The sequence below is a fragment of the Pedobacter frigoris genome (genome assembly GCF_005116445.1).
In the GTDB taxonomy this organism is placed as follows: domain Bacteria; phylum Bacteroidota; class Bacteroidia; order Sphingobacteriales; family Sphingobacteriaceae; genus Pedobacter; species Pedobacter frigoris.
Window position 1 is genome coordinate 484475 of the sequence record NZ_SWBQ01000003.1, and the last position, 13150, is coordinate 497624.

The 13150-nt window shown below is 40.9% G+C and carries 8 protein-coding genes; 3 read left to right on the forward strand and 5 right to left on the reverse strand.

Features of this window, described 5'->3' with window-relative positions; genetic code table 11:
* Nucleotide 1: 1 nt before the first annotated feature.
* Together FA047_RS12895 and hutH are read right to left on the reverse strand one after the other, a co-directional pair.
* The gene (locus FA047_RS12895) at nt 2–2002 is read right to left on the reverse strand and encodes a urocanate hydratase (RefSeq protein ID WP_136836473.1); all 2001 of its coding nucleotides are present in this window, start codon (nt 2000–2002) and stop codon (nt 2–4) included.
* An 11-nt stretch (nt 2003–2013) separates the two neighbouring features.
* The gene (gene hutH / locus FA047_RS12900; RefSeq protein ID WP_225872723.1) at nt 2014–3585 is read right to left on the reverse strand and encodes a histidine ammonia-lyase; all 1572 of its coding nucleotides are present in this window, start codon (nt 3583–3585) and stop codon (nt 2014–2016) included.
* Between the two features lie 84 nt (nt 3586–3669).
* Between hutH and FA047_RS12905 the strand changes: the two genes are divergently transcribed.
* Nucleotides 3670–4560, forward strand: a complete 891-nt coding sequence (locus FA047_RS12905; RefSeq protein WP_136836475.1) for a LysR family transcriptional regulator — start codon at nt 3670–3672, stop codon at nt 4558–4560.
* Between the two features lie 17 nt (nt 4561–4577).
* On the opposite strand, the gene FA047_RS12910 is transcribed toward FA047_RS12905, so the two are convergent.
* Nucleotides 4578–4886 (reverse strand): YtxH domain-containing protein, encoded by a 309-nt coding sequence (locus FA047_RS12910; RefSeq protein ID WP_136836476.1) that lies wholly within the window; start codon nt 4884–4886, stop codon nt 4578–4580.
* Between the two features lie 88 nt (nt 4887–4974).
* Nucleotides 4975–6672 (reverse strand): S1C family serine protease, encoded by a 1698-nt coding sequence (locus FA047_RS12915; protein WP_136836477.1) that lies wholly within the window; start codon nt 6670–6672, stop codon nt 4975–4977.
* 426 nt (nt 6673–7098) lie between these two features.
* Between FA047_RS12915 and FA047_RS12920 the strand changes: the two genes are divergently transcribed.
* Together FA047_RS12920 and FA047_RS12925 are read left to right on the forward strand one after the other, a co-directional pair.
* On the forward strand, nt 7099–7599 hold the full coding sequence (locus FA047_RS12920; RefSeq protein WP_136836478.1) for a GNAT family N-acetyltransferase: 501 nt from the start codon (nt 7099–7101) through the stop codon (nt 7597–7599).
* Between the two features lie 90 nt (nt 7600–7689).
* Entirely contained in the window at nt 7690–10800 is a 3111-nt protein-coding gene (locus FA047_RS12925; RefSeq protein ID WP_136836479.1) for a DUF5107 domain-containing protein, read from the forward strand.
* Here FA047_RS12925 and FA047_RS12930 read toward each other — a convergent pair.
* Nucleotides 10777–13050 carry a DUF5703 domain-containing protein gene (locus FA047_RS12930; protein WP_136836480.1) on the reverse strand — a complete coding sequence of 758 codons (2274 nt, stop codon included), beginning with the start codon at nt 13048–13050 and terminating at the stop codon, nt 10777–10779. The genes FA047_RS12925 and FA047_RS12930 overlap by 24 nt on opposite strands.
* Between the last annotated feature and the right edge of the window lie 100 nt (nt 13051–13150).

The following is a 13150-nucleotide window of genomic DNA, read 5'->3' on the forward strand; positions in this document are numbered from 1 at the left end:
TCTAAAATAAGCCATTTAATAAATCGTCATTTACAAGAACTGGCAAAGTGACTTTCAGGCTTGGCGTTCGCTCCATTTCCCTCTTGATCGCAAAATTTGCTTCAATATTCCGCGCCCAGCTGCGTCTGGCAATACCATTGTTCACATCGTAAAACAACATGTTTTTAAGTTTTTGATCAGCTTCTTTCGTACCGTCTAATACCATTCCAAAACCACCATTGATGACTTCCCCCCAGCCTACACCACCTCCATTGTGGATAGAAACCCAGGAAGCACCTCTAAAACTATCACCAATCACGTTTTGTATGGCCATATCTGCAGTGAAGCTACTCCCATCGTAGATATTACTTGTTTCTCTAAAAGGAGAATCAGTACCACTTACATCGTGATGGTCTCGCCCCAATACAACCGGCGCTGATAATTGCCCACTATTCACTGCATCATTGAATCTTGCTGCTATTTTTTCCCTGCCTTCTGCATCTGCATATAAAATCCTGGCTTGTGAGCCTACTACCAGTTTATTCTGTGCAGCTTCCTTAATCCAGGTGATGTTATCCTGCAGCTGCTGCTGAATTTCGCATGGAGCTTCTTCCTTTATGTGCTCCATTACTTCCAGTGCCAGTTGGTCTGTTAGGCTTAAGTCTTTTTCATCTCCGGAAGTACATACCCATCTAAAAGGACCAAAACCATAGTCAAAACACATTGGCCCCAGGATATCCTGTACATAAGATGAATATTTAAAATCTTTCCCATTGATGGCCATCACATCAGCACCTGCTCTGCCGCATTCCAGTAAAAAGGCATTCCCATAATCAAAAAAATACGTCCCTTTAGCTACATGAGCATTGATAGATGCCGCATGTCTTCTCAAAGATTCCTGAACCTTAACTTTAAATTGCTCTGGTTCTTCAGCCATCATTTGATTGGCCTCTTCATAACTCAGACCTACAGGATAATATCCTCCCGACCATGGATTGTGCAGGGAAGTTTGATCGGAACCAATTTCAATATTAACGTTTTCTTTATGGAAGCGTTCCCATACTTCTACCACATTACCTATGTAAGCCAGGGATATTGTTTCTTTTGCTGCTATTGCTTGAAGAACGCGTTGCACCAGTACATCCGAATTGTCAATCAGTTCGTCTACCCAACCTTGTTCTTTTCTCTTTCTGGCTGCATCTGGATTAATTTCAGCACATACAGTAATGCAACCGGTAATGTTTCCTGCCTTAGGCTGTGCTCCACTCATCCCACCCAGCCCTGCTGTTAGAAATATTCTGCCGGCAGGTGTTTCACCAGGCTGCAATTTTTTCCTGAATGCATTCATTAGGGTAATCGCTGTACCATGTACAATTCCCTGCGGGCCGATATACATATAGGAACCAGCAGTCATTTGTCCATATTGAGTTACACCCAACGCACTAAATCGCTCTAAATCATCTGGTTTAGAATAATTAGGAATCATCATTCCGTTGCTGACCACTACACGGGGAGCATTCCTGGAAGATGGAAACAGGCCTTGCGGATGGCCGCTATATACATTTAAAGTTTGTTCGTCCGTCATCGTGGCCAGATACTGCATTGTAAGCAGGTACTGAGCCCAGTTTTGAAACACACCACCATTTCCGCCATAAGTAATGAGTTCGTCCGGGTGCTGGGCTACCTTGGGATCCAGATTATTCTGGATCATGAGCATGATACAACCCGCATGTAAACTATTAAAGGGATATTCATGAACCGGACGGGCATACATTGAATAATCCGGCTTAAAACGGTACATATAAATACGGCCATAAGTCTTCAGCTCTTCTAAAAATTCCTGTGCGAGCTCTTCATGCCACTCCTGCGGAAAATACCTAAGCGCATTACGCAAACTCAGCTTCTTTTCATCCGAAGTTAAAATATCTTTACGAACCGGCGCATGATTGATATTTGTATCGTATGTTTTTTTTGCAGGCAAAACCTCTGGAATTCCCTGTAAGATTTGTTCTTTAAAATTCATTAGTCCCGACATTAAAACTCCTCAAAGTAAGTACTAAATTCAGTGGTGTAATTTAGGTTTTCGGCGGCAGCTGTTGCTTTTGCAATTTGTAGCAGCTCTCCATTTTTCACCATATCAATAGTAGCCTCCATCACATCGTACATAATTTGATCCTGCTCCAGGTGCTTCACTTTTTTGCGGACAGCTTCATGTATGGCATTGATTATTTTTCCTGATTTCAATGGGGCATGAAAATCCATCGCCTGGGCGGCACAGAACAATTCTATTCCCAATATTTTTTCTACATTTTCAATTACCTGTAAGGCTTTACGTCCGCTAATGGACCCCATACTTACATGATCTTCCTGCCCCAGAGAGGTTGGGATGCTGTCGGCGCTTGCCGGAAAACAAAGTCCCTTATTTTCACTGGCCAAAGCAGCTGAGGTATATTGAAGAATCATAAAGCCAGAGTTTAAGCCGGTTTCCTTCATCAATAATTTGGGTACCCCAGGTGTAGTCCCTTCAAGAGAAAGATAAATTCTCCTGTCAGATATATTTCCAATTTCGGAGGCGGCAAGGCAGGCATAGTCTAATGGCATGGCCATCGGTTGCCCATGAAAATTACCTCCGCTTACCGTAAAGTCTTCACTAAAAATTACCGGATTGTCTGTTACAGCATTAATTTCTATTTCAAGCATTTCTTTCAAATGCAGCCAGGCATTTCGCGAAGCGCCATGAACCTGAGGGATACAGCGCAAAGAATAAGGATCCTGTACCCGTGAACAATTGGCGTGAGAAACAACAATCTGAGAATCTGCAAGCAGGCTACGGATATGAGCAGCAACATGCTGGTTACCTTTATAAGGTCTGAGTAAATGTAGTTTTTGTTCAAAAGGCTTTGCTGACCCCAGCAATCCTTCCAACATCATCGCTGCAGTAAGATCGGCGGTAGCGAGTAAGTTATGAAAACGTTCTACCACTTTTACTGCATGTGCAGCTATAAATTGTGTTCCGTTGATCAATGCCAGTCCTTCTTTGGCACCTAAAGCTATAGGCTTCAAATCATAAGTACTTAAAAGCATACCAGCTTCTTTAATCTCCCCTTTGTGATGCACTTTCCCCAGACCAATAAGTGGAAGAAAAAGATGAGATAATGGTGCAAGATCACCTGACGCACCTACAGACCCTTGTTTTGGAACAACAGGAATAACATCATTTTCCAAATACCAGATCATACGATCTAAAGTGGCTTCCTGGATACCAGAATATCCCTGAGCCAGGGCCTGTATTTTTAATACGAGCATCAGCTTTGATATTTCTTCCGCAACGGGTTCTCCAATTCCCACAGCATGACTTTTAAGGATGTTCTCCTGTAGCTTTTTGGTGTCTTCAGTAGATATCATGGAGGTACACAATGGCCCGAAACCAGTATTAATACCATACACTGCTTTATCCGAAAGTGAAATCTTGTCCACAATGGCACTGCTTTTACGTACATTTTCCCGGGTCTCTTCACTCAATATCCCTTTTGTCGTTCCTCTGCTGATTGCCAAAGCTTTGCTTACTGTAAGCACATCGGCTCCGTATTTAAAAATCTTATTCACGCTGCTATTTTTAATATGATTCAAACAAATGTAATTCATACTTTTGATAATTATAAATACCATTTAGATCATCAATCAATAACCATGAGTTATCAAATAGAACTTCGCCACCTCAAATATTTTAAGGTTCTTGCGGAAGAACTTAAATTTCGCCTGGCCGCAGAAAAACTCTTCATTTCGCAGCCGGGGCTGACCAGGCAAATCCAGCAAATGGAAGAAATCTTTAAAGTCCCTTTGTTTGACCGTACAAAAAGAAAAGTAGAGCTAACGACAGCAGGGATTTACCTGAAAGAAGAAGTTGATTTTATCTTCAACCATTTGGACACCATTAAAAAACACCTCGAAAATATCGGAGCGGGTAAGGAAACGGAACTCCGAATTGGTTTTCTCGGTTCAGCTGCGCAAAATGTGATCCCTGAATTGATTTTGAGGCTAAATAAAGATTACCCGGGCATCCAGACGCTTCTGGAAGAAATGCCTAATAAATTGCAGCTGGAATTCATAGAAAAGGACAAGTTGGATCTGGGTTTTGTAAGATTGCCACGGGTACCCAATGGAATTGCTCAACATCGGGTATTTCAGGATTCATTTTCTTTGGTGCTTCCTGAAAATCATCCTATCAATACATCCAATTTTCAAAACATCCGGCAACTCAGTGCGGAATCTTTCATCTTTTTTTCGAGTGAAGATAGCCCGCAATATTATGATCTGATTATGGGTATTTGTGAAGACAAAGGTTTCAGACCAAAAGTTTTTCATAAATCAGTAAGCGCACTGACCATATTTAAATTGGTAGAGCAGGGACTTGGGGTAGCCATCGTCCCTACTTCTTTACAACACGGATACAATCTTCGTATAAAGTTTATCGAGTTAAAAGACATTCCTCAGCGAACAGAACTATCTGTAATCTGGAAAGAGTCGAATCGCAATCCTGCTTTAAAAAATGTAATCTCACTGCTAATTGGCTCCGCATGATTGTCTTTTCCAACCGTCTAGCTCAGGCCCTGCTCGGTATGCGCTACATGCGCGTCATGGATGATGGATTTGATATCCGACTTAGGCTTTTTATGCGCGACAGGAGGACGTAAATCGTTCTCAACAACTTCTTCTTCAACTGAAACACTGCCTCTAAAACGTAGTGCTGCATCACATATTTTATCACGTGCGTCTTTACCGCTTGCAGGTGCAAACAACACACCGAGAACAGCGCCAACAGCAAGCCCTGTAATTAAAGCAACAACTGGTGCTATTCCATCAGATTTTTGTCTGAAAAAAGCCTCGATCAATTTCCTGTTTTTCATAATCAGCATTTTTGAGTTATTCCCATTATATATTTGGATAAGTCAACAAATACCGGCTATCGAAAGTTTGATTTAAATTTATAAAGCCTCAGAGCTCGCTAATCTGGGTTTTGGCATCGCCTGTTTTTAAACTGCGTTTTACAAAATCTGCAACGATGTTTGTCGGCACTGCAATGCTGCTGGTTCTGCTAAATCTGGCAATATTTACGCCATAAAAGATACCATCCATATCAAATACTGGTCCACCACACTCAGATGGTTTTAACTTACTGTCATGTACAAACACCTTGTCAAAACCAAATCTTCTGTCACTCTTACCATCAGTAAACTGATCGGCGATATGTGTTCTTACATTTAACCGGGATGCCAGTGTAATGTCCTTTATGAACTCTTCTTCACCCCTCTTAATTTGCAATTTAACCTTTTGCTGGGGTTTAAATTTCTGAATTTCATTCACAAGGTCTTCAGGATCCTGGATACTTTTGCCGTTAACACTCAACAACTGATCACCGACCCGCAACATTGCCAAACTTGCCGGACTCCTGCGTTGAAGTGTAGTAAGCACGATCTGGCCATCTTTTAATTCTGTTGTAACCCCTAAAAAACCTGAATTCGGAACACTTTTTATGTTAACGCCAGTGTTTCCCAATACACTAATCTGACCGGAATTGTCAGGATGTGGAGAAATTAAAAATCTTCCTATTTCATTAAAACCAATGCTGTCTTTTTTTGCGTTTAAATCAACTCCATTTTTAATTTTGCCATTGATCTCCAAAAGAACCAGGTCATTTGCTTCGTCCCGTTTTATGATCCTGGCCGAAATTATTTTGTCAGCTTTTATCACAACCAAAGGTGTGTCGCCTACCATTGAACTTTTACTTACTAAAAAACTTTTATCCCTGGTCACGCTCTTATCTGCAAAATGTTCAGCATTAAACACCGTTCCCAAAACCGTAATTTCTTTACCGTCAAGCTGACTTTTCACGGTGAAACTACTGCGTTCCATAACATATTCCAGCTTAGAAAAATTGTCGTTCATATTTTCCAACCCACTTATTGAATTTAATTTACCTGCCATTGGATCTGCAGTCAAACTGTCGGCAGAGGGCAATTCTGAATAACTTTTAGCAACTGTCAGCGCTTTCCAATACTTTCTGTAAAGATCTACTGCAATTTCAAAGTTCCCATCCAACCCCAATTCGATCTGACTGTGGAGTCCAATCACTCTTCCCTGTAAATCGAACACAGGACCTCCGGAATCTCCGGGCTCCATCAAACAAGTGGTCTGAATAAAACCATTTTTTGCATTCTTGTCGACCACATATCCAAAACGTAATGTAGGTTTCAATTGAGGCAGACTACCCGGATATGCGATACTTATACAAGGTTCATATTTTTTTAAAGAACCGGACCACCCCATCTCTGCAAATGGCCATACCCCTTTTTCAATAATCTTTAAGACTGCTGCGTCGTTGGCAGGAATTCTGCCTAGTCCCTTAGCTAAAAATGTCTTGCCATCCGGAAAATAGATCTGATAGATTCTATCAGGCCTTACTGCATGGGCTGCTGATAAAATATAACCCTCTGCGTCGACTACCACCCCACTAAACATGCCACTTAAGACCCGTTTTGAAAGTGTATCGTATGGCTTTATTAAAACAGCAGATGCAAATGCTTTTTGACCGGTTTGTTTAACCTCATTTTCCAGGCGCCTGGCATCAAATTTCTGCGTAAAACCTTGCGTACAGACTTGCAGCAACATTAAGATCAATAGTAATCTTCTCATTTCCAGTTTAGTTTTATGATTTGTGATAAGATCATAAAATCACACAATGGTTTAAAATTGCTGACTGTTGTATTAGATATATTACAATATCCCTCTAATAATAAAGCGGGCATCACCCTATTATGAACATCCCGCTTTTTATTAACGCTCTCGAAATCGAAAATAAAACATTACCAATTAATCTCATTAATTCAGTTTGTTCAGTTTTCTAAACCTTATTCATTTTCAATCATTCTTAATTTTTTTTAAAAAAACATTCGCTCATCTTCCTGTTCTCAGTCATTTAAACGTTATTTCAAAGTAAAGGCTCTACATCTACCAATGAACTCTTATAAGGTTAAAAATTCACCCCGGAAAAGTTAATCTAAAAAAACCGCATTCATCATGCGGTTTTTTTAGTTTTCTTCATTCTGTTATCTTTGCAGAATGACAATAAGATTAGCCACTACAGAAGACATATCAGCAATCATGCAACTAGTAAGCAAAGTAATACCACTTATGCGTGCTGCAGGAAATTTTCAATGGGGCGCCGACTATCCCAATCCCGAAGTATTTGCTGAAGACATCGCAATTGGCCAGTTATGGGTATCTGAAATAGCAGGCAATGTTGTTGGCGTCTCAGCGATCACCAATGACCAGAATCCAGAGTATGCCGATGCAGGCTGGGATATCAATGAGAAAGCTGTTGTAACGCACCGTTTAGCTGTAGATCCGGATTGTCAGGGAATGGGCATTGCCAGGGCTTTAATGGAACAGGCAGAATCAGTAGCCCGGTCTTCGGGAATCAACATTCTCAGAGTAGATACGAATAGCGAAAACCTGGCAACAAGGGCTCTTTTTCCAAAGCTTGGATACACATTCAGCGGAGAAATCGGACTTGCCAAACGACCAGGCCTTCGCTTTTTTTGTTACGAAAAGTTGCTCTAGAACTCATCATCATTTCTGATACAAGCTCCCTAATTTTATTTTTTTTCCTTATGTTCGATTAACTGTTTCATAACATTAAAATCCTTCATCATGAAAAAAATAATATTCATTACATTTTCAATATGTATAGCAATAGTTAATGCCTATGGACAGGAAAATACAAGCATCCGTGAATACAATAAAGTATTCACGACCTACCCCTTTTCAGACCCCAATCCCATCCCCTCTTTTACCAACATCTACCCTTATTTCCGTTACGACGGATTTACAGACACACCGGTTCAAAAGGAATGGAAAGTAATAGAGCTGGAAAATGAATACATTAAACTAACCATACTGCCAGAAATAGGCGGAAAGATCTGGTCGGCCATTGAAAAATCAACAGGCAGATCCTTCATTTATGATAATCACGTAGTAAAATTCAGGGATATAGCCATGCGAGGACCCTGGACCAGCGGAGGAATTGAACCCAATTATGGCATCATCGGTCATACGCCCAATTCTGTAACGCCTGTAGATTACATCACCAGAAAAAATGACGATGGCAGTGTGAGCTGTTTTATTGGTGTTCTCGACCTTTTAACGCGCACAAACTGGACCATGGAAGTCAATTTACCAAAAGATAAATCTTACTTTACTACTAGATCCTTTTGGTACAACTCCACAGCTATTGAACAGCCATATTACCACTGGATGAATACAGGAATAAAAGTAACGGGAAATCTGGAATACATTTATCCGGGTACACACTACCTCGGACATGACGGCGAACATAGTGACTGGCCAATAAACAAGCAGAACCGCAAGGACATTTCTTTTTATGAGAACAACAATTTTGGTGGATACAAATCCTACCATGTGTTTGGCAAATACACTGATTTCTTTGGTGCTTACTGGCATGATGACGATTTTGGAATAGCAAGGTATTCCAACCATGATGATAAAGCAGGAAAAAAGATCTGGATCTGGGGCCTATCAGAGCAAGGGATGATCTGGGAGAAGCTCCTGACTGACACAGATGGTCAGTACTCAGAAATTCAATCCGGCAGATTATTCAACCAAACAGCAGATAAGAGCACGTTTACACCTTTTAAGCACAAAAGCTTTTCACCCGGCGCTACTGATACATGGACAGAATACTGGTATCCGGTTTTAAATACTAAAGGCTTTGTACAAGCTAATGAATATGGCGCATTGAATCTAAAGTATGAAAATGGATGGTTGAAAATCTATTTCAACCCGATTCAAAAGATTGCTGATACACTGGAAGTGAAACAGGGTGCAAAAGTGATTTACAGCAAAAAGATCAAACTAACCCCACTTAAAATTTTCGCCGATTCTATAAAAGCAGATGTAAAACAAGGAGATCTGATCGCTACCCTGGGTGGCAATAAGCTCATTTACCAATCTAAACCAGATGCCAACAACTTAAGCCGGCCACTGGAATCTCCTAAAAACCTTGACTGGAACTCAGTTTATGGATTCTACGTTCAGGGCAAAGAACTTATGGCTCAGAAAATGTATGCGGCTGCAGAAGAGAAATTGAATGCTGCACTCAAAAAAGACCCTGATTTCCTGCCTGCATTGGTAAAGATGTCAGAATTAATGTATCGCAACATGAGATACAAAGAGGCATTAGAGCTGGCAAAAAGGGCATTGAGTATGGACACCAATGATGGTGCAGCAAATTACTATTACGGCATGATCAATGCCCAGATGGAAAATACGGTTGACGCCAAAGACGGCTTTGATATCGCAAGTTTATCTATGGAATACAGAAACCCGGCATATAGCGCACTGAGCAAATTACACCTGGCAGAAAAAAACTGGACAAAAGCACTTGAATTTGCTACTAGGGCCATTGATTTTAACCGGTTTGATATTGGTTCACTACAGGTAAAAGCCATTGCCTACCGTTATCAAAATAAAAGATCTAATGCCAGACAAGTATTGGATACCATTCTCTCTTTTGATCCAATTAATCATTTTGCAAGGTTCGAGCAATACCTCGCACAGCCTTCAGAAGAAAACCAAACAAAGTTCAGTTCAATGATCCGCAATGAGCAGCCCACCGAAACTTATCTGGAACTGGCAGTTAACTACTACAGGATAGGATGTTTTGAGGAATGCGAAAAAGTATTACGGCTGGCACCAGCCAACGCTCTGGTAAATTACTGGCTGGCATTTTTACAAAATAAAGCTGGTAAAGCTGCTGCCTCGCTTTTAGAAAAAGCAAACGATGCAACACCCGCCTTCGTATTTCCATTCCGCTCTGAAGATGAGGAAGTATTGTTATGGGCCGAACAACAAAACAACAACTGGAAACCTAAATACTACCTCGCTCTTTTGTACAAAGACAGAAACCGCATAAATGAAAGCAAGAAACTGTTTATGCAATGTGAAGATGAACCGGAATTCGCACCATTTTATGCTGCCAGGGCCGCTATGATAATCGGGACTTCAGATCTGACGGACCTCAAAAAGGCTGTAGAACTCGATAAAAACGACTGGCGTTATTATAAACTGCTTAGCGAATATTATATCAGCCATAACCAGAATCAAAATGCACTGGAAGTTATAGAACCTTTCTACAAGGCAAATTCTGAAAATTACATTGTGGGTATGTTGTATGCAAAAACATTACTGCTCAACAAGCGCTATAGTGAATGCTCGGAACTGCTGACCGGAATTAATATCCTACCCTTCGAAGGTGCTACCATCGGACGTGAATTGTACCGTGAGGCAAAGCTGATGCAGGCAATGGAGAAAATGCAAAGTAAAGATTACACCACTGCACTAATCTTTATCAAGGATGCAAGAAAGTGGCCGCAGAACCTGGGTGTTGGCAAACCCTACCAGGAAAATGTCGATGAACGATTAGAAGACTGGATGACTTATCTGTGTCAGCAGCGTACGGGAAAAACCCAGGAAGCAGAGACATCCCTGCAAAAGATCATTCAATTCAAACCGAAAATTGAAAACACAGTAAATAACTTTATAGCCGCAAATCATCTCATCACAGCTTCGGCTATGGAAAAGCTTTCCGGCAAGCCAAAAGCTACCGAATGGTTAAATAAGGAGATCAAGCGTTACCCGGATAACAAGATACTGAAATGGTGTAAACTGGTATTTGAAAATAAACCGGCAAAAGCTGATACAACTGACTCAGGCGTGCGTCTAATTCTTCGATTGAAGCAATAGCACTTCTATGTCCTTTCTGCGGCTTTCAGGAAAGACCTTTAGTTGTTCCAGTTTACCTTTTTTATAAATACCTTCAATAATGGTGTTTTTAAAAGCGTGAACTTTAAAATTCACGTCCCATTCCTTCGGCCATGCCGGGAATAGATAAATTTTATCCCCATCGCACTGAACCAGCATTTCCTGCAATGTATTCATCATATTGCCAACCCCATCGTAATCCGGTTTCCAGTCATGCGGGCTATCCATATATCCTTTAAAACGAAAACCTTTCAAATAAGCAGTGCTTCTTGCTTGAATATCTTTAGCCGCTTCATCAGCCAAACCCAGCCGGGCAGAAAATATCCCGGTCTGGTACCAGCATACCCTTCCCGGGTTTGGCATATTATAATAAGCCCTCTCCACTTCTTTAATATTCGGCTTATTGATTCCATATAATCTAAAAGGAAAAAGACAATAAAGATCAGGAGCTTCGTAGTTGGATCTTTCAGGTCGGTATGACTCCGCATTGTCAACAATCAGGTTACCGGATTTATCCAGTTTCTTTGGCAAATCAGGAAGGGCGGACTGCATTGCACTCCAGTTCTTTTTATCATCTGCAGTAGTTAGCGTCTTAGGCAACTTTGTAAGCTCCTGCAAAACATAATGCAATCCCGCAACGGAAGGCATATCATTTACCACATCAACCCAGTAGGTTTCCAGACCGTGTGTTGGGAAAATCCGTATTTTCCCCTTTTCGTCCTTTTTAAAACGGGTGCTATAAAACTCTAATGCCTTCCTAGTCCATGGCAATGCCTTTTCCTGCAGAAACTTCTGATCACCCGTATAATGATAATAATCCAGCATCATAACAGACATTTCCAGGCCTTGTTGCCATATATCTTTAGTATAACTTTCTGAATATTCTTTTGCACCCAACCCGAAATCACCCATTCCCGGCAAACCAAAAGTTGTGATGCATTCCTGCATGTATATTCCCGATGCCTTATAATATTTCTGGGCCCTCGACTCAAAAGTTTTCCTTTGGTTAAAATAGAAATCAAAAAAAGGCTTCATCATGTCAAAATTTCCCTGGGCAAATTGCGGAAGGTATAAAAACCTAACATTCTGCCACCAATAATTCACACCGTAAAACCGGTAGTCGGCAGAGTAATTTTTTTGGCGGACATCGGTTGCATAATAAGCATATTTCGGATCAACATTGAAAATCCCACCTTGAAACCTCACGGGAAAATCATTCCGCATCTGACAAGCCAATTGGTACTTGGACAAGATATAGGTTTGCGTATAATTAGACAGCTCCTCATTTTTATCTCCTGTGATTTCAATCCAACTGCGGTTCCAGAATTGGTTCCACCATTTTGAAGTATGCCCGGATGCAAGCAGTGGTGCCGGAGCATCATTAATCACTTTAGCGATCTCTTTTTCCCAGGTCAGGGCATCTGGTGTTTTACGCGTATAACCAGCTATCCGGATATCAATATCATTAGCTGGTTTTGTGGCTTGCAGAACGGTATCAGACAGACTTTTAAACCCTTTGGCCCGAATGTATCCTCCGAAAGTATTGTTTTTCAATGGGTCATTGATAAGACTGCCGTATTCGTCCATCGACTGCTCTTTAATATGTACAGGCACACAGCTGTAAGCATTGCGGTGATACCACACTATTGCATCTTTTCTTTTCAAAAAAGTATCAGGAGACTCCCACCTATCAGCTCCTTTTGGCACACCAGTACGGTAAACCCATGTCGACGCAAGTTCTTCATCATTCAGCTCATGCCTGGTTTTCCTCCAGTTTTCAAGTGTGATATTTACGGTAACCGGTTTTTCACTATGACCTTTAACATACATTACAGGTGAGTTGGCATGAACGAAAATCTGCAGAGAGATTTTTTCTCCCGGTTTTCCGGCATCAATATTTAAGATACCATTTTTAACATCGAGCACCTGCCGATAAGCAGCCCCTGTTGAAAAAGGATTACCTGAAAAAGAAATTCGTATTCGTCCCAGTTTTAACAGCCGCTGCAATTCAGAATGAGCATCATTGCGCGAAAGGTAAAACAACAGATCACCATTTTCCTCCACCCACACATTACTGCCCAGACTTCCATTTCCAATTGGCACATTGCCCGTTTCATTTTGAGAAGGCGTGCTAAAAAGCACATTGTATTTATTGATGTTTTGTTGTGCTATTGCCGCAGTATTTATCAATAAAAAAAGCAGGAATATTCCAATTGATTTGTTTTTTATCATCTGATGTTTAAAGGACTGGTCTAATTGCTATAAAGATAATATTCAAAGACACACTTTAACTTCAACTCTATTGTCAAATAATGACACTTTATTGTGACTA